19 protein-coding genes are annotated in these 19,088 nt (G+C 53.7%); 7 read left to right on the top strand and 12 right to left on the bottom strand.

The window, feature by feature from the left end; translation table 11 throughout:
* Positions 1–38: 38 nt before the first annotated feature.
* Complete coding sequence (locus ACN0VD_RS06260; RefSeq protein WP_417592732.1) at positions 39–440, bottom strand: DUF4238 domain-containing protein; 402 nt, start codon at positions 438–440, stop codon at positions 39–41.
* A 173-nt stretch (positions 441–613) separates the two neighbouring features.
* Between ACN0VD_RS06260 and ACN0VD_RS06255 the strand changes: the two genes are divergently transcribed.
* The gene (locus tag ACN0VD_RS06255) at positions 614–2,248 is read left to right on the top strand and encodes a hypothetical protein (protein WP_417592730.1); all 1,635 of its coding nucleotides are present in this window, start codon (positions 614–616) and stop codon (positions 2,246–2,248) included.
* Here the strand turns inward: ACN0VD_RS06255 and ACN0VD_RS06250 are convergent.
* Together ACN0VD_RS06250 and ACN0VD_RS06245 are read right to left on the bottom strand one after the other, a co-directional pair.
* A complete protein-coding gene (locus ACN0VD_RS06250; RefSeq protein ID WP_417592728.1) occupies positions 2,245–2,478 on the bottom strand; it encodes a hypothetical protein in 234 nt (77 codons plus the stop codon). The genes ACN0VD_RS06255 and ACN0VD_RS06250 overlap by 4 nt on opposite strands.
* Positions 2,475–2,744: a hypothetical protein gene (locus ACN0VD_RS06245; protein WP_417592726.1), complete on the bottom strand. Its 270-nt coding sequence runs from the start codon at positions 2,742–2,744 to the stop codon at positions 2,475–2,477. Before ACN0VD_RS06245 ends, ACN0VD_RS06250 begins: the two co-directional genes overlap by 4 nt.
* A gap of 1,108 nt (positions 2,745–3,852) precedes the next feature.
* On the opposite strand from ACN0VD_RS06245, the gene ACN0VD_RS06240 reads away from it, so the two are divergent.
* The 4 genes from ACN0VD_RS06240 to ACN0VD_RS06225 all read left to right on the top strand — a co-directional run bounded on the left by ACN0VD_RS06240 (position 3,853) and on the right by ACN0VD_RS06225 (position 8,199).
* Positions 3,853–4,854, top strand: a complete 1,002-nt coding sequence (locus tag ACN0VD_RS06240; RefSeq protein ID WP_417592724.1) for an ArdC family protein — start codon at positions 3,853–3,855, stop codon at positions 4,852–4,854.
* A 187-nt stretch (positions 4,855–5,041) separates the two neighbouring features.
* Positions 5,042–5,959, top strand: coding sequence for a nucleotidyltransferase domain-containing protein (locus ACN0VD_RS06235; protein ID WP_417592722.1), 918 nt, complete (start codon positions 5,042–5,044; stop codon positions 5,957–5,959).
* A 1,097-nt stretch (positions 5,960–7,056) separates the two neighbouring features.
* Positions 7,057–7,593 (top strand): hypothetical protein, encoded by a 537-nt coding sequence (locus ACN0VD_RS06230; protein ID WP_417592720.1) that lies wholly within the window; start codon positions 7,057–7,059, stop codon positions 7,591–7,593.
* 132 nt (positions 7,594–7,725) lie between these two features.
* Complete coding sequence (locus ACN0VD_RS06225; RefSeq protein WP_417592718.1) at positions 7,726–8,199, top strand: hypothetical protein; 474 nt, start codon at positions 7,726–7,728, stop codon at positions 8,197–8,199.
* Positions 8,200–8,239: 40 nt separating this feature from the next.
* Here the strand turns inward: ACN0VD_RS06225 and ACN0VD_RS06220 are convergent, their stop codons facing one another.
* The 9 genes from ACN0VD_RS06220 to ACN0VD_RS06180 all read right to left on the bottom strand — a co-directional run bounded on the left by ACN0VD_RS06220 (position 8,240) and on the right by ACN0VD_RS06180 (position 15,496).
* Positions 8,240–9,163 carry a hypothetical protein gene (locus ACN0VD_RS06220; RefSeq protein ID WP_417592716.1) on the bottom strand — a complete coding sequence of 308 codons (924 nt, stop codon included), beginning with the start codon at positions 9,161–9,163 and terminating at the stop codon, positions 8,240–8,242.
* A gap of 26 nt (positions 9,164–9,189) precedes the next feature.
* Positions 9,190–9,696: a hypothetical protein gene (locus ACN0VD_RS06215; RefSeq protein ID WP_417592714.1), complete on the bottom strand. Its 507-nt coding sequence runs from the start codon at positions 9,694–9,696 to the stop codon at positions 9,190–9,192.
* Positions 9,697–9,829: 133 nt separating this feature from the next.
* Positions 9,830–10,291, bottom strand: a complete 462-nt coding sequence (locus ACN0VD_RS06210; protein ID WP_417592712.1) for a hypothetical protein — start codon at positions 10,289–10,291, stop codon at positions 9,830–9,832.
* A gap of 65 nt (positions 10,292–10,356) precedes the next feature.
* Entirely contained in the window at positions 10,357–11,328 is a 972-nt protein-coding gene (locus tag ACN0VD_RS06205) for a hypothetical protein (RefSeq protein WP_417592710.1), read from the bottom strand.
* Positions 11,300–11,635: a hypothetical protein gene (locus tag ACN0VD_RS06200; RefSeq protein WP_417592708.1), complete on the bottom strand. Its 336-nt coding sequence runs from the start codon at positions 11,633–11,635 to the stop codon at positions 11,300–11,302. Before ACN0VD_RS06200 ends, ACN0VD_RS06205 begins: the two co-directional genes overlap by 29 nt.
* Entirely contained in the window at positions 11,632–12,474 is an 843-nt protein-coding gene (locus ACN0VD_RS06195) for a hypothetical protein (RefSeq protein ID WP_417592706.1), read from the bottom strand. Before ACN0VD_RS06195 ends, ACN0VD_RS06200 begins: the two co-directional genes overlap by 4 nt.
* A 69-nt stretch (positions 12,475–12,543) precedes the next feature.
* On the bottom strand, positions 12,544–13,176 hold the full coding sequence (locus ACN0VD_RS06190) for a tetratricopeptide repeat protein (protein WP_417592704.1): 633 nt from the start codon (positions 13,174–13,176) through the stop codon (positions 12,544–12,546).
* Positions 13,177–13,181: 5 nt separating this feature from the next.
* Positions 13,182–14,471: a tetratricopeptide repeat protein gene (locus ACN0VD_RS06185; protein ID WP_417592702.1), complete on the bottom strand. Its 1,290-nt coding sequence runs from the start codon at positions 14,469–14,471 to the stop codon at positions 13,182–13,184.
* Entirely contained in the window at positions 14,468–15,496 is a 1,029-nt protein-coding gene (locus tag ACN0VD_RS06180; protein WP_417592700.1) for a hypothetical protein, read from the bottom strand. The genes ACN0VD_RS06185 and ACN0VD_RS06180 overlap by 4 nt, the downstream gene beginning before the upstream one ends.
* Before the next feature lie 456 nt (positions 15,497–15,952).
* On the opposite strand from ACN0VD_RS06180, the gene ACN0VD_RS06175 reads away from it, so the two are divergent.
* On the top strand, positions 15,953–18,067 hold the full coding sequence (locus ACN0VD_RS06175; protein ID WP_417592698.1) for an ATP-binding protein: 2,115 nt from the start codon (positions 15,953–15,955) through the stop codon (positions 18,065–18,067).
* Entirely contained in the window at positions 18,064–18,711 is a 648-nt protein-coding gene (locus ACN0VD_RS06170; protein WP_417592696.1) for a LuxR C-terminal-related transcriptional regulator, read from the top strand. The genes ACN0VD_RS06175 and ACN0VD_RS06170 overlap by 4 nt, the downstream gene beginning before the upstream one ends.
* Positions 18,712–19,088: the final 377 nt, after the last annotated feature.

The raw sequence follows: 19,088 nt of genomic DNA, 5'->3' as shown, positions 1-19,088 counted from the left end.
AATATCAACCAATAAGACGAGGCCGATGCTCCGCTAATTTACGCAGCCATCTGTGCCAAATGTTCTGACGACGGACAATCGCGTGCTGCTGGAACACGGGTTCGCATCATTGTCATCATCGCATAGAGATAATGGAGACAATCGCGATCAAACTTCTCAGCATTCAAAGAATCCAAAACTCGTGGCCAGTGCGTTTCCACTGTTCCGAATAAATCTTCGAAACTGTCATTGTCCCGCGATCCGTCTTCGCGGACCTGACTATAATAGTAATTCTCGAAACCAATCTCCTTTGGTCGGATATACAGAGGATCGGCTTGATTATCGCTGCGATAGGCATGAAGCTTACCAGATTCGCCAGCCCAGCTATTCAGATAGGTAACGGAGACAAAATGGTGACGTTTGCGTTCGCCAGGCTGTTTATGAGAATCCTTAGTGGTCATGCCGCCAACAATGAAGGATGGACGAGTCTTCTACAATCACTTCTGATTCAGAGGTACATTTCGCTGCATAAAACCTCGAATCCCGACGCGCTAATTCCTATATGGCTATGATGAAAGACCGTGTTAATCTTAGACTTCGGCGTTACTTGTCTGCGAAGGATTTTCGTGATGAGTTGAAACAGCTTCGCGCTTATCGAGGCAGCTTTCACGGCGACGATCTGTTCGACTGGTTTGAGAGCACTGGACTAATTACTCCCATTTTACGCCTGGCGTGGCCCGAAGAGATTGCCCGTCGCTGGTGGCGTGAAAATCATGAATGGGCAGGCGAGATGCGCGATCCAGTAGCCCCCGATGGCGATTCACTGGATGCCGCCGAAAGTCTCGACAGGGCTTTGTCGCGTTGCGGAGTGCGCGGTGCGTATGATGATACGCCCCACCCACTCGATGACCCTGATCCAAGCTGGGCACCGTTTCTGCAAACGCAGGAAAGCCAAAGTTTCACGCCCCGGAGTGAGCGCCGCTTTTCGGTGGGAAATGCACGCGATGACATCTGCTATGACAGCAACCATGTCCGCGATTTCTATACCGCTTGGCAAGTGCTGGCCGCAGCCGAAATCGCAGATATGGGGATTTTCTTCCGCGTCAATATGACCGATGACGCGATTGCCGATGCTGCCCATAAGTCTATCCGGGAAGGCGACACGCCCGACGGCCCTGCATTTGAGCTATTTGCGCCGAGCCGGGCGCTGCGCGCACTACGTGAACATCGCGCACCGCTCGATGCCGCGATCTGGGCTTCCGAGGAAGGTGGAATTGCATTCTTACGGGCTGCAAGAGGGCATGGCGGGGGACGCATACAGCTTAGCGAGGCCGAGACGGCAGAGTATCACATGGGACGTATCGCTGCTGCCCGCGCGGCGATGGCGCGTTACGACTGCAGCGTGGAAGATGTCTTGGCGATGTGCGGCTTTCTCGGACGGCAATGGATGGAATGGGATCGGGAAGGTCGCCCGCTGATAGCCGAAGCATATAAAATTCATCTGGCAGCAGCGGTGCGTATGATACAGCTCGCAGAAGATATTAGGTTTGAAGACATTGCCGACCGCGTTGGACCGGCGGGGAGCCGGGCCGGACCACTGTTGCGGCAGGTCTGGCCGGACTGGGCTGCTAAACAGCGCCAGAAAGTAGTCATGACGCTGCAATCGTCACTCCCTCGCTCCGGTCCCGGCGCAGTGAGCAATAGTGAACTGGACGCATTTGCACAATTTCTTGAAGACGAACGGCAAGATGGATTTTTCCTCCGGCTCTCGTCCTTCGAGAGCCATGCCTTTGATGCTGATGACCCGTCACCGCTGAGCGGTATGACTAGCGACCTGCAAAGTATTGCGGTGGCCACCGAACATGCTGTACGAGCAATGGGCGGAACCGGCAATCAGCTCTATATGATGTTCAAACATCTATGGGCCGGGACAAGCGTTGAACCGTTACTCAAATCAAATAGCCCGCTGGCGCGCAACGCGGCTCTGATGAAGGACTGGCCTGCACTCAAAGCGCAAATCGCGGCGTTAGCCGATGCCGGTGAAGCAGGCGCAGTCGCCGCCAGTCTCATCATGGCGCACCGCATTCGTGGTGCGGTTCATGTCCCAGTTCCGGAAGACGATCAGTTCGAGCTGGAACGCTTGTTTGTACAAATCATGGCATCGGCTGCCATGACCCATGCCCATCTTGCGCGGGTGGCTGCTTCAACCGCTGAGCAACAAGTACAAAAAACGCACCGACTACTGGGTAGGGGCTGTTTAGCCGGTTAGTTCGCCGGTCTGGTGATAAGTTCGAACGGCTGTCCGTCTTTCGGTTCGCCAGTTTCGATCGGGATTCCGAACGATTCACTGTCGTCGGGTTCAACGCCCATCACATTTTCGAGAAAATTGCGGTATTTGGCGCGGTGCGCGTCATTCATGACCCAGACCAGGCGTTCGTGCGGGACCTCGGGTGCTTCTACAACAGCATCGGTCATGGCGCGGTGATAATCAAAGGTCATATGGACTCCTTCAAGGCCGCTTCGATCATATCGTTCCAGACACGACGCGGTTCAACAGAACCCCTAGGATGCAATCCCTGATCTTCGCTGTCATGCACAGCATCGACCATGCTCATGCTAGGCACACTCATTGCCTCGAGGACAGCCCGGGCGTCTTCGACATAATCCTGCCAACCCGTTTCGTCATTTCCGCGGCATATTCCGCCATTTGCTTTGGTGCGTTTACGAAGAGTGCGCGCAACCTTTTCAAGAAAACTATTGCTCATGGTGTTTTTCTATCAGATCATATCGTGATTAGGCCAGATAATTTCGCAGCAAATAGAGGCAGTCAGATGTGACTAGAAAGTCCATTTCTGTAGATTTTGAGAATCTATGTGCGGTGAGGGGAGGCCTGAGCACGCGTGTCTCACACGTCATACGAGCCATTGTAGCTATTTTTCCGGAAAAGTCGACTTTTGGTTGATCGATCCCAACTTCAAAAATACGAATTTTGCCCTTCACGCCTTGAGTGATGGTATGTCACAATTGAGCGGGGCATTATTCGAGATCACATTGTGTACCGGTTATTGGCATTGATGCAAAACCTCCAATCTCAGGGCCTGAACTGTGAGGCTTTGTATCAATAGGGTGGATGCATTTTGTGGCTTAAACCCAGAAAATTTCGACGCGCAGGCTATCATCAGTAGGGCAAGTAGTCATGACCCGTGATGCGCAATATCAACTCCTGCATTGCAGCATATTTGATGAAGTTTCTGACGGCCTATCTCGTGTAAATTTCAACAGTTATTGAACACCCGCGGATATAAGATTTCGTTAGATTTGGGCATCTATGGGTGCAGCGGCTATGGGCGCTGCCTGGCGGCGGCCCGCTCTATTCGCTGCGCGAACCAAGCCTGTAGTCTTGGCCCATACGGGTGACGATCGGGAGCGCGTGATAATGAGCGGGATTGTTTAGGGACGCACTCTTTCCCGCTGCGCTCCTTGTGGGTGCGGCATTTTTGTTCTGACCCGCAGGCACTCTTGCCTCTCTCCTTGCCCGGTGGGCGCTGGCGCAGACCACCGGCCGGCGTCGAGTCGTGCAAGGGCGTGGTCCATTTTGGGCCGCTTGGCGGATGGGATAATCGCTATGGTGAGCGATTGAAATGGACGGCGCGGGTGCGCCGGCGTTGTTTTCCGGCTCCCGAGAGTTGGGGTGGGCGGCGCTCTCGGCTAGGCCCGCCGCGCTCAGGCGCAACCCGGCAAGCCGGGTATTCCTCTTTGTTTAATCCCTTCGGGTGCGCCTGACCGCTTGATGCGGGCCTTTCTGCTCGCTCTTGCCGCCCACCCCGCCTCTCCGGGGCCGGGTGTGGCAGTTTTGGGGTGATGGAGGCGGTTATGTTGCACGAAAATTCTAAGGTTTCGGATATCGGCAAGGGCAGGGCAGCGAGGACAAAGCGCACCTCGCGCGCAGCGCGCAAGACCCGCCGGGGCGGTAATGCTGCGCCGAGAGCATCGCTTTATGATGAAGTGACCGCGCAGATAATCGCACAGCTTGAGGAAGGGGTCTTTCCTTGGGTGAAGCCTTGGCATGCTGGCAACGCCAAGACCGGTTTGCCCCGCAACGCGATTTCGGGGCGGCATTATTCGGGTATCAATATACTAATTCTCTGGGGTGCGGTAATTGATGGCGGTTATCCTTCGCAGGACTGGCTGACATTCAGGCAAGCCTTAGCCGCTGGTGGATGCGTCCGCAAGGGAGAGAAGGGCCGGACGATTTTCTATGCTGACCGCTTCACGCCCGATGTTGAGAAGAGACAGGAAGGCGACGGCGATGCACCGCGCTCGATTCCGTTTCTAAAGCGCTTCACTGTTTTCAACGCCGCGCAGTGCGATGGTTTGCCTCAGCGGCTGACCGATGAACCCACACCCTTGCCCGAACGTGAATTGCACGATCAGGCCGAGGGTTTGATCGGAGCAACCGAAGCCGATTTCCGCACGGGCGGGACCAAGGCCTTTTACAGCCCCGCTGAGGATTTTGTGCGGGTTCCCCCGCAACCCGCCTTCACCCATCAGATCGACTACTACCGCACAGCCTTGCATGAACTTGGCCACTGGACAGGTCACAAGACCCGCCTTGGTCGCGACCAGTCAGGCAATTTCGGGACCGCGCTGTATGCCCGGGAAGAATTATGCGCTGAATTGGCGTCTGCTTTTCTTTGCGCTGCACTCGGTATCGTGCCGACCGTGCGCCATGCCGATTATCTCGGCTCTTGGCTGGCGGTATTGCGGCAAGACAATCGCGCCATTTTCAAAGCCGCCAGTCAGGCCAGCAAGGCGGCGGACTATCTATTGGCATTCGCCGATCAGGTGCCGCAGCGCTCGGAGTGCGCGGGATGAGCAGGGTGTCGCCACGTCATTCCACCGTTCCGCTTGCCCGAAACCACGCCATCCCGATATATTGGTATAGACATGATCAGAATCGCCCGTTTGACAAGCGCAGTGATGACGCGCTTGTCGCCGGCGCGTCATCACTGCGCGTTGATGCTTGCCAACACGGCATCAAACTTTAAGAGTGAACAGCATCATGCGCACCGACCTCGATCACCTTCCGGCAGCCAAGCAACGCGAGATAGAACGCGTGAAGGCGATCATCTTCGAGGAGTTCGAAGACGCGCTGGCGCTTGCGCAGCACGAGTGGAAGAAGAAAGGGAAGATCGAAAAGATCATCCTCTATGGCAGCTACGCAAGGGGCGGCTGGGTCGATGAACCGCACACGGCCAAAGGCTACCGCTCCGACTTTGATATCCTGATCATTGTCAACGACAAGCGATTGACCGACAAGGTCGATTACTGGCTGAAGCTCGACAACCGATTGATGCGCGAGCTGGCCATCGACAAGACGCTGCGCACGCCGGTCAACTTCATCGTGCATACGCTTGGCGAAGTGAATGACGGACTGGCGCATGGCCGCTACTTTTTCATGGACGTGGCTAAGGACGGCATCGCGCTATATGAAGCCGATGGCCGCCAACTTCACGTTCCCAAGCCCAAAACACCGGAGCAGGCGCTGGCCATGGCGAAGGAATATTTTGAAGATTGGTACCCGAGTGCAATGCGTGCGCACGTGAATTTTGGTGATGATCTAAAGCGTGGTTGGAACAAGGACGCGGCATTCATTTTGCATCAAGCCACTGAACGTCTGTACCATTGCGCTTTACTCGTCTGCACTTTCTACACACCGCATGTTCACAATCTCGGCTTTCTAAGAACACAGGCCGAGCGTCTTGATATGCGCTTGGTTGACTGCTGGCCGCGCGAAATTCGTGCCGATCGCGCGCGGTTCGAAAAACTAAAAGAGGCATATGTTAAGGCGCGTTATTCTAAGCATTATCGAATCAGCGAGGAAGAGCTGGCTTGGCTTGGAGCCTGTGTTGAGGAACTTGGGCGCGTCGTTCACTCAATCTGTACTGAGCGCATCAACAAGCTCGAAGCAAGTGTTTAGCGCCGCGCCAAGCGGCGATTGATCCGCCAAACTATGACGCAAAAAGCGCTCCGGTCCTGTTCGCGGCGACCGCATCGTTCGACTTCGTGACGATGGACAACGGACAGAGTTACGTCGCGGGCAAGTGCATTACGAACAAGGCTTCCCCCTCCTTCCTCATACCGCTGGGTGGCAATTTGTTGTCGAAACACGCTGCTTGCGACTTGCAGATCAGCTGCGTGCAATTTGCATTAAGTCAGCCGAACCATTGCAGTGCGATAACTGCAGAGCGCCAGATCCAAACACGTTCGCTTCAAAAATCCCGACGTTTATTTGCCGTAATCTTTCGCCATTTGCATGGATTTGTAGTCAGCGCACCATTTCGGGTGTTAGCGTGGGATAGAGTGTTGACGCGTAGGTTGGGCGATTTCGGAAGATGGCGGGATTTGGATGGCAAGATAAAAGACGCGCCGTCGGTTGGGGTGCAGGATGTTGGAATTACTGGGAAATATGCGCCAGCCAATTGCCGGCCAGGCTGGCATCATTGATAGAAAATGGCGCAATTCTGGCACTTTCAGCGCCGTCGCTTACTTTGCGAGCCGAATATCGCGGCAGCTTGTTGGGAGTTGCTGACAGTCTGTCGTCGAAGCCGGAGTGCTACTTGAACGGCAGCTTTGCGCCCAACTTCCGACATTATCAGGGTCGAAAGATCTAGCTTGATAGCAGCCATTCCGTTTGCACAATTTACTCTTGCCAGAATGGCAACAATTTGGGTCGATTCCGGAATGGCAGATTTTGGAAAGCATATGGGATCTTTCGGACATTGACACGATTGTTGATCTATAATTTCTTGCCCAGTTCGCGCCACTCGAGAGGCTTATAGAGCCTCGGATGCAGCGAAACTTATTTGGTTTGGCGGGGTTTTGGATCAGATCGCGTTTTTATAGGTGAACGCTGGTAATCGGACATTCTCAAGCCGGGTATCAGGGTTTTCCACGCCATCGATGTGGGGACTGAGTTTGCAGAGTCCAGTTTATGCATGTTGACCGCCTTGCTTTTTGGGGGTGTCTGCGGGATTGGAATTCTGAATTTTGGAACTGAAATGCTGAGGTTTTAACATGCGTATTATCTTTGGATTTGTTGTTCTCCTCTTCACCCTCTCCGCCTGCTCCGGCGGGGATGAGCACGAAAATTCCTCTCAAACGTTGCAGAAGACAAGCGCCGATGGAGAGACAGGAAGTGCTTCGATCGTTGCTGCGGATTACCGCAAATCTTTTGATCGCGCATGGAAGAGGGCCGGAGATGGTAAAAGCCCGACATCGGCTTGTGCCGGTGTTGTTGGCAGGGCTGTCGGAATGCTTAAAACTAGCGCCACAGATGGTCAGCCAAAGGCCGATGCGCTCACGGCGCTGAACGCCTGTTATGTTCTGGCCATGGCGCGCTATGTCGATACGAGACTTTCTGCCGATAGCCAAGGATCGGCGCTATGCATTGATTTGCTGAAGGCATTGCCGGTTCATCGTCGTTCTCTGGGCGGTTTTCTGGAGGATGTTGGGGAAAATAAGGCTGCCTATGATCGCCGCCTTAATGACCAGATAGGGAACAAAGTGCGAGCGGCATGTCCCGACGCCGCGACGGTTCTTCTTGGCGCATAATGCATATTTTGCTTGGTTTCACGCAGGGGTCGAGAAAACGGCCGTAAGGTCGACAACAGCATACCGGCCGATGGAGATTCTTGACGATAGTCATTGGTCGGGCCCATTGTAAAAATTATCGGATGGAGATTAATGATGCGTAAAATGGTGATGGTTTCCGTGACCTCGCTCTTGCTGGCTGGTTGCAATTCTTCAGATACCGGCGCTTCGCCGAACGGCGGGGATGACGCTCAGGTCCGGATGAACGGCGGCGACGGAAAGGAGGCGTTGAATGTCAGCATCGGCGCCGATCTGGCTGTGGAAATGCCCAAAGGATATACGCTCTATCCCGGCGCAATGGTCATTACCAAATCTAACGTCGATCAGGGTGACAGTACAGCGTTGGTGCTCGTCATGAGCAGCAAGGATTCACCTGAAAAGCTGACATCCTTCTATCGCAAGCAAGCCGAAGCCGCCGGAGTTGAATTCAGTATGGAGAACACAAGCGAAGGTGCACAGACACTTATGGGCAAGGGCCCGGACGATACTGTGTTTTCATTAAGTGCTCTTGCTGACGAAAGTGGCACAACCGCGCAACTGACGGTGGGTGTGGCCAAGGGCAGCTAAAGCGCTGCACGACAGGCTGACCAACGGCTTTCAGAAGAGCCTAGCAGCGCGTCGAAGTTGGATTTCCGAGGCATAGATTCTTTTCGTAGCGTCTCCAATTATCGATGTCGCGCGAACTGCTTCCGAATGGAGTTGTCGGCGGGCGCACAATTCCGCTTGATGTGTAGCCATTGTTGCGTAACTGACTACGCGCGCTAGTCGCCTGCTGGGCTGCGAACTGCCGTCTTTGCTCGGCCTCTAGCGCAGCTTGACGCTGATTATCCTCGTATTCCACTCTTTTTTTTAGGCGGGCCGCATCTGGACAACTTTCCCGCAGTCCCTGCTTGCAAGAGAAATTATGGTAACGGAAGGCGCGGCGGTGATCCCAATTGGCCTCCAATGCTTCTGCCCAGACGCGGCACGCCGAACCGGACTTATATCGTTCACACAAAATATTGGAGAGATCATAGGTTATTAGATTGTATAGCCCCTTTTCGTTGCGGAAATAGGCCAATGCACGATTGCAAGTGCCAGGTAGCGCACCCTGCATACAAACATCCGCCATCACTAGGGCTCTTTTGCCTTCATCGACCGTATCAAAATCATCCCAAGGTCGACACAGATCAGCTATCCCACCGAAACAAGATGCTCGGGCAAACATATATGAAATAGGCTGTGGATCGTCTGCAAAGCTGGTGCTTTTAAATCGGCGATAGCCAATCTCGCAACGATCAGTATCTCCTGCCATGCATACCTGCATCCAAGTTACCGCGATATTTCGATCGGTCCGTTCAAACAATTCCGAAGCCAACACCAACGCCCGATCGCAAGCTGGACGATTACTGGCGCTGCAAGACTGTGTTTGAGACCACCATTCGACTTTGGCATCGGGTGCCGCTGCTGCGCCACCGCTCAATATGGTGGCACTAACCGTCCCCAAGGCAGAAGCCAGCACATAACGGCTTATAATCATCGGTACCTTCATCAATATTTCCCCGCTATGCGAGATGACTAGCTATTCTTGTACTCACATTCATCCAGCGCGTCATAGATGGCGCCTTCACGATGGACGGAAAAGGGACCGAAACGGTTCCCATCCATAACGACCGTAAAGGACGTTGCATCCGACAATTGCTCGTATGTCGCATCCGATGCCTCTCCTGGCCCCCAGCCCCCCCATATATTCTGCCGAAATCCGCCAATATCATAACCGCCTGATCTGGAAGCTGCACTTGACGCATTATCAAAGTTTATCGTGACGGCATGAGCTGCATCACGGTCTTCGTCCTGAAATTTCTGGATAAATGGTCCATAGAGCGAAATCCCGAGATTGCCGTCGCGCAAACGGCGCGAAAACTCAGCCCGGATCTGCTCGCCATCACTGTCTTTGCTGAATAGACTGATCCGGCACACGCCATCACTATATTCAGCGGCCATGCCAGCCGCATCTGGCTTTGGGCCTTCGTGCAAGGTGATACCCTGCAACAAGAGCAAGTTAAGGGCTATCGTACTAATCATTGCTGTTCCTTTTCAAATATAGCCGCGCCGAACTTGATGACGGTTGGCTGTGGTTATTCTTACTTCGCTGTCCGGGCGACGTTGGGAACCTTGCATCCGAGAAAATTTTGCACTCGCGGCTCCCCAAGTTCACTTAACAACTGCCCAAAGCTCGGGGCAGTTCGTCAACTCTGCCGATTTCATCATTTGCCCAAGTGGCATAGACTGTATCGGCGCGTTCATTGGATTCATGAAGAATTTCGACCAATCCGTCCAGATTTCCTTCTTCGCGGCGAAGCAGTTTTTTGCTTAGTTTCAGCCATTGCGCCGCGGATTTTTTGGCATTATGGGAAGATAATTCGGTTCGCAATGACGCGTTAAATTGCGGCATATTTGAACTGTCCACCACATACTGCCAACGATTCCAGTAAGCAGAACATTGCGCCATCTCCGAAGGGGTGACCGGACTAACACCGATGGCTGCTCCCTCGGCGAAAGCCGCATTTGCACGGGCCGCATTTTCATTCTGAGATGAACTGGCCGCGACAGGGGCTGAGAATAGAAGAGTAGCCAGAGCCAAGGGCAGGGGGCTCTTCACGATCCATTTTACATGCATTTCAATTTCCCTGAAATCCTTTGTCTCTTACCAATGCGCACTAGGCTTTCTGAAGACCGTTGAATCTAGTAATCCTTACATGATATCGCCGTGCCACCGCCAACGCCGCTATAGGTCGTCGTCGTACAGGTCTTGAATTTCTGGCGCGGAGTTCTTTGTCCCGAAGATGAGCCGGAAGCTGCCGAGGCGGCTTGTGCCGCCCGTTCCTTGGCCGCACGAGCCGCCCATTGCTTGCCCTCATTTTCCGTATATTTCCGAACCCGCAGCCGCCGTTGATATTCGGCAAAAATGATGCGCGTTGCTGGCGGATTATATTGCCAATAATATTGGTTGGCGAGCGCGACCACAGCAGCATCACTGAAACGAGTGACGCCTTTCGCGCCGGTCTCTACCACCAATTCACCCAGAAGATTGCCTTCTGGAATTTCTTCCATCAACTTTTTGCCATAGGGATAGCGCTCGACGATATAATCGGCAACGGCGGCATAATCGCCCGTTTCCTGAACATGATAACGCAAGTCCGCCACGCTATAGGAACCCGGCGCTTCAGCGGCTGGAGCCGCTGCGGCAGCGGCAACAGCGACAACAGAACCGCGACTATTATAACTATCATCGGCGGCAATTTCGTACAGAACCGCCTCACACTCGTCAGCAGCTTCCAACACATGGTCCAACAAGGCGCGCTCGCCGTTTTTCGCTTTATAGTCGAGCCATTGTCTTGTCACATTGGTTTTGGCAGTGCTTTTGCTTGCCCCACCTTCACCCAATATACGGTCAAGATATCCGCGCGCAAATGTGCTGGAGACATCGTAGCTATTGCCTTGTTCCTCACCAACCTGGATGGCCTGCGCACATTCGTAAATGCTGTCGACCCTGTCTTGCGCATGCACCGTCTGGGCCGATGCGGCCGCCGGAATTGACAAGACGGCAAGGCCGGCCAAACACGATAGCGGGACGATATTGGTCAAGTATATTCTCCGTTGCATCCGTTCTTCCTCGCCGTAATTGTCAAAGACCGCTGTCGCATTTTCGAGCATTGTCGATCATCTTTGTGAGAGTATTGTCATCACCCATCGTTCGGGCGCGGGACTCATATTTTGCTTTGGCTTCATTATAATAGGCCCCTGCATCCAGGCCCAATTTATCGCTGGCCTGCATCAGGAGATTTGCCCAAGTGTCGCTGCTATTGTTCAACTTGACGCCGTTTTCTTCGGCAATCTGGACCACATAGGTGCATTCCGCTGCGCTTTTGAGCATCTTTGTTTCTTGCTTGGATGCTGCCAATACGGGGTGCGATAACAGTGACAGGGCGCTGATCGCCACGATGGCAAATATATTCTTCATTCTACGTCTCCTTGTGGCATAGTTTCGGGTTTCGGTGCAATCTGCTCCGAAACTTGCTGCTTTTCAGGTAAGTAAATTGTGGGGGCGACCGGTTTTGTTTCGTCGAAAGCAAGGCCTGCAACAACAAGCTGGTCAGCTGTATTTATGGCAAAATCAATTTGTACGGTTCCGCCTGTCGGGCAGCAATGGCCGTCGCCGGACCGCCATACCGGCGAACTGGCATGCATGTCCCGAAAGTTAAAATTGATCCCGTTCTGCAATTCAAATCCTGCAGGGAGCATGGCATTTACTTCATCGAACCAAGATCTCAGCGAGATGTGGCTCCACCCGGTTTTCGTGCGTCGAACCAGAAGGTCGGCATTGCCTGCCCCGTTACCACCAGTACGCCCGAGGACGTGGATCAAAACGCCGTCATCACTATTGGCCACAACATCCGGCGCCAGAAACCAGCCTTCGGTTTGCGCTGCCAAAACCAACCTGGGCACTGGTTTTCCATCCAGTTCGAACAATATGATCATCTCGGTCGCGGGACCATCATTGGGTGCCAGCAACATATGCTGCCAGATTACGGGGCCGCCACGTTCCATATTGCTGATGGTGCCGCTCGCCTTGACCCAACATCGCGCTTCGGTTTGATAAAGACATTGTTTTGATAGCAGGAGCAGCGCATTGGATGTCAGGCTGATAGCTTTTTCCATCTGCGTCAATGTGCAGGGGCTTTCATAGCCGCCGTCGGGGCACACGGTGACGGCTGCGGTGGGTGCAGGGGCTGCACCTTGTCTGTCTTTGGCGGATACCGGATTGGCGAAAATCAAGGCCAGGACCAACCCCGTCATCATGCGCATTGTTGAGAATGACACAGATCGATTGATCGCCAGTGCCGAAAATTTACCCTTGTTCAAAACCGGTTACTCCACTTCGCTGGCAGGACTGCTTGCTGCCACCAGCTTTGCGAGCCGATCGCACGAGGCCTTGTTATGCAGGTCACATCCTGCCCGATAAGCATCCATCGCAACGTTTACATCTTTATGGGTAACACCCATTCCCTGTTCGACCATGATTCCCGCATTTAGACATCCCCGACCGTCTGATGCGCGGCAAATTTGGGCGTAAAGGTCCAGCGCTCCGGGATAGAGCTGCTCGCCGCCGCGCCCTTCGCGGAGCATGTTGGCATAGTTGAAACAGCTCTGACGAAATTGCAGTTCGCAGCCTTTTTTATAGGCGGCGCGCGCGCCCTCGAGGTCAGCATCGCCGCCTTCGCCTGCCTCTGCCATAGTGCCAAAATTATGACAGGCTTCATCCAGGCCATCATCAAAGCAGGATGACCGCAGCATCACGCGTGCCTCTGTCTTTCCGCCAAGTTGATCAAGCCGCATTGCATCTCCAAAATGGCGTCGCTTTTCGTCTTTGGTACGCTCTGCCATTGCCGACGTTTCAACAGCCCTCGCGGCGCTCTCTGCCCCTGTTTCTTGTGCTTGTGCTGCGGATGTAAAAATCCATAAAGCGGAGGACAGGCAAAGGTTGATATGTGATATCCCCATCAGGTCTATTCCCGCGCTGGCTCTAGGTTGGCTAATTCACTGCAGGCACGTTGATAGCCGCCATCGCATCCTTGCTTCAGCAGTTGCCGGGCCTTTTGCATGTCACGGGCAAATCCGCCTTTCCCCTGCAAGTATAACATGCCGATATTTGTGCAGGCCTGCGCATGGCCTTTGTCACACGCTCTTGTCGCCCATATGCGAAATTTGAATATGTCCTGTGAGACACCTTCGCCGGTATAATACATCACCGCCTGTGTGTAGCATCCGTTCGCATAGTCCAGCTCGCATGCTTTTTGCGCGAATTGCATCGCACTCGGGTAGCTTTTCGCAATGCCGTCGCCTTTGTAATAGGCGGTCGCCAAATTGCTGCAGCCCATTGGATCGTTGCCCTTGCAAGCCTTTTCAAAAGCGATAAACGCAAGAACAAGTGCCGCAGTTTTCGTCTTGGCCGTTGCTGCCTCGTCCATCCATAACGTTCCGAGATTGCTACAGGCGATCGCCACCCCCCCGTCACAAGCTTTGGAAAAATGGCTATTAGCGATGCCATTGTCGGCAGCCATGCCGAAACCTTCGCGTGCAAAAACGCCCATATTGGCGCAGCCTTTTATTTCTCCGCCTTCGCAGGCCCGCTGGCTATATTTGACGGCAAGTGCGCCATCCTTGGGTCCGCCCCGTCCTTCAGCGGCATAAGCACCAGCGTCGACACAAGCATCGGCGGCGCCAAGGTCGCAGGCTTTGAAATAGCTGGTGCGAGCCAAGCGATATATTGCGTTCCTGCTGCTATCATCTCTCGCAGCGCTGAGCTTGTTGGCAATCAAGATGGCATGTAAAGCACAACCATCCACGGCATTGGCTTCGCACAGCATGTTGTAGATATCGAGCGCACCGTCTTTGTCGACGGGACCGCCGACACCCTGTTGCATCAACGGTGCCAATCCGCGACAAGCATCGGCGTTGCGTAAAATGCAGCCTCGGACAAATTGTCCGCGTGCTTTTGCGTCATTTGCGGTCGAGGGCAGATGATCCAAAAAAATGCCGCCGGCATCCACGCACGCCGCGGAATAACCAAGATTACAGCTTTGCGAGAAATTCAAAGCCGCCTGCTCAAAATTTTCCGACGCCAAAGCTGCTTGCCCATCGGCATAGAGGCCGGCGGCTTCACGTAGGGCTGAGTCCGGTTGACCAGAATCGTTTTGGGCCAAAGACACGGACGGCGTGGCCGTGAACAGGATCAGGGCTATCGTCCGGATCAGGGCCTTCACCACAGAATTGGAATGGTGGTTCCCAAGCCTCATTTTTTGACATTCAGAACAGGGACATTAGCCCATTGCAGGGCCGTCCGCAGATCGCCGAGGCTTTGACTCTGGACAGAAGCGCCTTTTCCAATGTCGAGAAATTCGGTCCAGGCGCCCGCGTTTCGAAATGCCACTGTCACGCGGGTAAGATCTGGCTTGCGCTCGATGATACGCTGCGATTGCGTGGGTAAAATGAACTTTGAGCTGCCCATAGTGGCGCTGCCATTCCCGCTTTCTTTTTCCATGGCGAGTTTGGTGCCATCAGACAGACGGATTTCCATAGCATCGATATTGCTGCGCATATTTGCCTTCCAGCGGCCTTTTTGCGTGATCAACATCCGTCCGTGCGGATCGAATGTTCCCGGGCGTGAAAGTTCAAACCGGATTGTATTTTCGTCATCGCGTTTCAGGACACGATATACCGACAGGCCCGCTTTCTTGCGCGTGCCAGTGAAACGCCCCATGCGGGAGCGCCAGATTCCGAAGTCGTCTGATGCCGAGCCAAAGCTGACCAGCTTGCCAACGGATGTGAATATGGTTTTCTTTTCGATATTCCCTTGCAAATATTGGTTCAGATCTTCCGTCAAAACCAGTTGCTCAAAACCAGCCTGCATCAACAAAGAATATTTGGACTTGCATTCGGCGTCGATCATCCCGGCAAAGATTCGCACCATATTCTCGAACTCTGCCTTTTTCGGTGACTGCTCATATTTGGTTTGTCTGTTATTTGCGACGATGCGCCATTCCGTCTTGCTCAACGCCATATATTCTCCGTCGACGGAGCATGATTTCGGATCGCCGGTCATTGCATGCGGTGCCGAGATCAGCGAATCAGCAATCAAATTGGCGGATTCAATCAATTGGGCCGCATCCGGCCGCGCCGTCTTGCCGGCGCAACCGACCCATTCCTTTTTACCTTTTTCAAAATTATCAAGGGAACGATATTGTTCAACCTTGAGAATTTTCTTCAAATCCGGGCCAAATTTGTCGCGAAGAAGCATCAGGGCGCGATATTCGCCTAGCATCAAGATATCGCAACTTTCGTTTGCGCCAAGCGCGTAGCTAGAGAGGGCGAAGAGACTGGCAACCGCTTGTACCTGGTTTTCCGTGGGTTGCTGCGCATGAACAGGCGGCGCAATTGCAAGTGCCGAGAGCACGGGCAAAATATATGCCGACAATTTTCGCAACCGTTTATGGATAGATTCATTCTGATTTTGACAACTATGCACACCGCCCCCACTGCATTTTAGATTCTGTACTTGCATGCGGCTTTTGCCGGCAAATCGGGGGATTTCGCTATCCCCCATTTGGGGGATAGCCAGTTTGATGATTTCGCCGCAGACAGGGTTTCCTTGGGGCATGAATGCAGATTTATTTCCGAGATAGCTGCCTGAATATTTGCGACCCGTATTCAGGCAGCTAAGTCTTGACGGAAAAGCGTTTGCGCTTCACCGTCAGCCTTCACAAATATCGAGACCGAAATGATGCGGAAAAGCCAGAAAAGCTATTTTGCAATGCCGGGTATATTGCTCTCCATTGTCATTTCCTTAGGATTTTTGGCGACGTTGAGCGCGTTTATAGTCGCCTTTTCCCAGCCCCGCTTTAGCCAACAATTGGTCGTTTCCGAACAAGGCGTAATTTTGCAAAATGCGGATGGTGAAAAAATTGGCAGTACCCCGCGCATAGGTCCGGGTGAAATAGAAATTGAACCTGCTGATCTTACTCCCGAACCGGATGTTATGGAACGCTATGAGCAGCAATACCGGTTTGCCGAACGCCAGGACAGATTGGCCGCTATCCTCCGCAATTCCGATAGCGTGTCGGTTGTCGCGAATGACGCAGAGCGCGAGATCAAGCTCAGGCCGAATGATGTCATGCCATTCGAGTTTTGGTTACAGATACTGGTTGGCATCGCAGGGTTCATCGTGTCCGCCTGGATCTGGACTTTGCAACCAAAGCGGCTTCCCAACCAGCTGTTCGGACTTGTCGGACTTTGCCTATGGCTCTCCGCTACCTGTGCTGCAATATATAGCACCCGTTGGCTGGCGCTGCCGACGGATTTATTCCGGCCCCTGAGTGCGCTGAACGCTCTGGGATCGATTGGCTTTGGCATTGCGCTGATCTGTTTGTTTCTCATCTATCCGGTCCGTCTGGTGCAGAACCGATTTCTGATGTGGGTCGCGATTCCGATCATGGGCTTATATTTGCTGGGGCAATTCGATCTGCTGGGCAAGCCGGCCAATGAAACCCCCTTGCTGACCGCGATGGAAATGCTCGCCATATTGGTTCTGGTTGTCATCCAGTTCATAAAATCGCGTGGTCGTCCGCTCGATATGGCCGCGATCCGGTGGGTCGGCGTGTCTAGCTTGATCGGGTCCGGCCTGTTTATCTGCATGGCGATCATCCCCGTTCTTTTGGGCGCCGAGCCGCTGATCAACCAAAGCTATGCCTTTGCGTTTTTCCTGATCGTCCATTTAGGGGTCGCATTCGGTCTGAAACGGCAGAACCTGTTCGAAAGCGAGCTTTGGGCGATCACCATGTTCAAGGCCGTGTCCGTCGGCCTGTTGCTAATTGCGGTTGATGTCGCACTGGTGGCTCTGCTTGGGTCATTGAGCGGAGCGGCAGTGCTGACCATGCTGCTCATCTTGCCGTTTTTCTATCTTCCCTGGCGGAGCATGGTGCAGCGCTGGCTTTTTCAGGCGACGCCAATCGAAGACCTGCTGGAAGAAGTCGCCCATGTTGCATTGATCAGCAACGTGCATGATCGCTGCGCAAAATGGCAGGAAATTTTGCAACAGGCATTCATGCCTTTGGCGATTGAGCCGGCGCCGGTTGGTAGTCGTGATGCTGAGTCTGTAGCGATTGAAGAGCAAGGCATCATGCTTCATATTCCTGCGGCGGCTGGTTGTGCGCCGCTTGCACTCCGCTACAAAAACAAGGGCACGAGGCTGTTTCAAAAACGCGACCGGCAGGTCGCTGCCCGTATGATCGATTTTCTTTCCAGCCTGAAACGCCAACAACAGGCATTTGCCGACGGCGTCACCAGCGAACGCGGCAGGATATCGCGCGATCTGCATGATGACCTTTCGGCGCTGCTTATGTCGGGGCTTAACTCGGATAATCCGGATGATCTGAAATCGGTGCTCCGCTCTTCTTTGGCGGAAGTCCGGATGATTGTCTCGGCTGAGGTCGGTGACACGCGCCTGCTCGCAGACATTCTTGCCGATAGCAGGGCCGAGACGGCAGATCGCCTGGAGGCTTCGGGTATCGCCCTGAACTGGCCGATCTCCGAGATATCGGGCATGCTGACGCCGCAACCGCAAAAGGCGCTCACCTCTATCATCCGCGAAATGGTAACGAACGTCATTAAACATTCGGGGGCGACGGAAATGCAGGTGCAGACACGGTTGGAAAATGGCGTCATCTATATTGTTGCGAGTGACAATGGCAGAGGATTCAGCGCAGGTAAGGGCCACGGCAATGGCCTGGGCAATATCAGGACCCGGCTTGCAGCGCTTGGTGGCAATTTTGATTTCGGCGATATGGATCCGAAGGGTTTTCGTACCAGCGTTGCGCTGCCGGTCGAAACGCAATGACGGCGCAGCAAACACGAATATTGATCGTGGACGATTTGTCATCCGCGCGGCAATTGCTTCGCGCAGCGATTAAGGACGTGCTCGCCGAGCAAAATATTGTGAACTATGTGCTTTGCGAAGCCGCGTCCTTCAAAGAGACAATGGTCATGCTGGATCAAAAATTTGATTTTGCATTTGTCGACCTGCATCTGCCGGATGGTCGAGGCTGGGATATTATTCGCAGCCTGAAAGCCAATCCTGAAATCATCATTGCCGCCGTAACCGTGATGGACGACCGCGAGAGTGTGGAGGCGACATTGGCGGCGGGTGCGGACGGATATTTAATCAAAGATGTTGAGCCTGAGTTACTGCATTACCGTATCGCTAGGCTGATGGCTGGCGAACCTTCTCTATCGCCAGCCATTGCGCGTATGATGTTGGCGCGGTTCCGACCGGAGCAGGATCACCAAACCGACCCGTTGACAGACCGGGAACGCGAGGTGCTTTCTCTCGTGGGACGCGGGCTACGGGCCAAGGAAGTGGCCGAACAATTAATGATCAGCTCACACACGGTGCGCGATCATCTGAAATCAATCTACCGCAAACTGGATGTGTCTTCGCGCGCAGAAGTCGCGATTGAGGCGCAGAAACGCAATTTGACTTAGCACCACTCTTCTGATCGGAAATAATGTTTCGGCCTATCGGCAGCCCCTGCAGACTGCCGCTTCTTCACTGCCCCCCGGTTAATCGGCCAAGTTTCTGAATTTGGATCGGGAGCGTCCATCGCGATGCATAACTGATCGATGTCAGCATATGCCCAGTGATTTCGCTTGAGCAGACAGTCCGCCAACGGCCCATTTGCGGACGGTCTGAAATGCGCCCAGTTCACGACATTCCCAGCGAGCACGGCGAAGGCCATAAGCAGAAGGCCCGTCAGATGGTTGGTTCTGCTCTTGCCAGGATGCTCATGTCTGATCTGTAGCCTCGAGGGTGTCATGCCGCCCCTGAAGGCGCGGGCGGGGGCGGCAGTCTGATCAATAAT

It is taken from the genome of Parasphingorhabdus sp., assembly GCF_048267785.1.
In the GTDB taxonomy this organism is placed as follows: domain Bacteria; phylum Pseudomonadota; class Alphaproteobacteria; order Sphingomonadales; family Sphingomonadaceae; genus Parasphingorhabdus.
The sequence above is the reverse complement of the archived record's forward strand: the minus strand, read 5'-3'. Positions and strand labels throughout refer to the sequence as shown.

Coding starts and splice junctions, on each gene's coding strand:
- ACN0VD_RS06260 (WP_417592732.1), bottom strand. CDS start 440: ATGACCACTAAGGATTCTCATAAACAGCCTGGCGAACGCAAACGTCAC.
- ACN0VD_RS06250 (WP_417592728.1), bottom strand. CDS start 2,478: ATGACCTTTGATTATCACCGCGCCATGACCGATGCTGTTGTAGAAGCA.
- ACN0VD_RS06245 (WP_417592726.1), bottom strand. CDS start 2,744: ATGAGCAATAGTTTTCTTGAAAAGGTTGCGCGCACTCTTCGTAAACGC.
- ACN0VD_RS06240 (WP_417592724.1), top strand. CDS start 3,853: ATGTTGCACGAAAATTCTAAGGTTTCGGATATCGGCAAGGGCAGGGCA.
- ACN0VD_RS06235 (WP_417592722.1), top strand. CDS start 5,042: ATGCGCACCGACCTCGATCACCTTCCGGCAGCCAAGCAACGCGAGATA.
- ACN0VD_RS06230 (WP_417592720.1), top strand. CDS start 7,057: ATGCGTATTATCTTTGGATTTGTTGTTCTCCTCTTCACCCTCTCCGCC.
- ACN0VD_RS06225 (WP_417592718.1), top strand. CDS start 7,726: ATGATGCGTAAAATGGTGATGGTTTCCGTGACCTCGCTCTTGCTGGCT.
- ACN0VD_RS06220 (WP_417592716.1), bottom strand. CDS start 9,163: ATGAAGGTACCGATGATTATAAGCCGTTATGTGCTGGCTTCTGCCTTG.
- ACN0VD_RS06215 (WP_417592714.1), bottom strand. CDS start 9,696: ATGATTAGTACGATAGCCCTTAACTTGCTCTTGTTGCAGGGTATCACC.
- ACN0VD_RS06210 (WP_417592712.1), bottom strand. CDS start 10,291: ATGCATGTAAAATGGATCGTGAAGAGCCCCCTGCCCTTGGCTCTGGCT.
- ACN0VD_RS06205 (WP_417592710.1), bottom strand. CDS start 11,328: ATGCTCGAAAATGCGACAGCGGTCTTTGACAATTACGGCGAGGAAGAA.
- ACN0VD_RS06200 (WP_417592708.1), bottom strand. CDS start 11,635: ATGAAGAATATATTTGCCATCGTGGCGATCAGCGCCCTGTCACTGTTA.
- ACN0VD_RS06195 (WP_417592706.1), bottom strand. CDS start 12,474: ATGATGACGGGGTTGGTCCTGGCCTTGATTTTCGCCAATCCGGTATCC.
- ACN0VD_RS06190 (WP_417592704.1), bottom strand. CDS start 13,176: ATGGGGATATCACATATCAACCTTTGCCTGTCCTCCGCTTTATGGATT.
- ACN0VD_RS06185 (WP_417592702.1), bottom strand. CDS start 14,471: ATGAGGCTTGGGAACCACCATTCCAATTCTGTGGTGAAGGCCCTGATC.
- ACN0VD_RS06180 (WP_417592700.1), bottom strand. CDS start 15,496: ATGCTAGGCGAATATCGCGCCCTGATGCTTCTTCGCGACAAATTTGGC.
- ACN0VD_RS06175 (WP_417592698.1), top strand. CDS start 15,953: ATGATGCGGAAAAGCCAGAAAAGCTATTTTGCAATGCCGGGTATATTG.
- ACN0VD_RS06170 (WP_417592696.1), top strand. CDS start 18,064: ATGACGGCGCAGCAAACACGAATATTGATCGTGGACGATTTGTCATCC.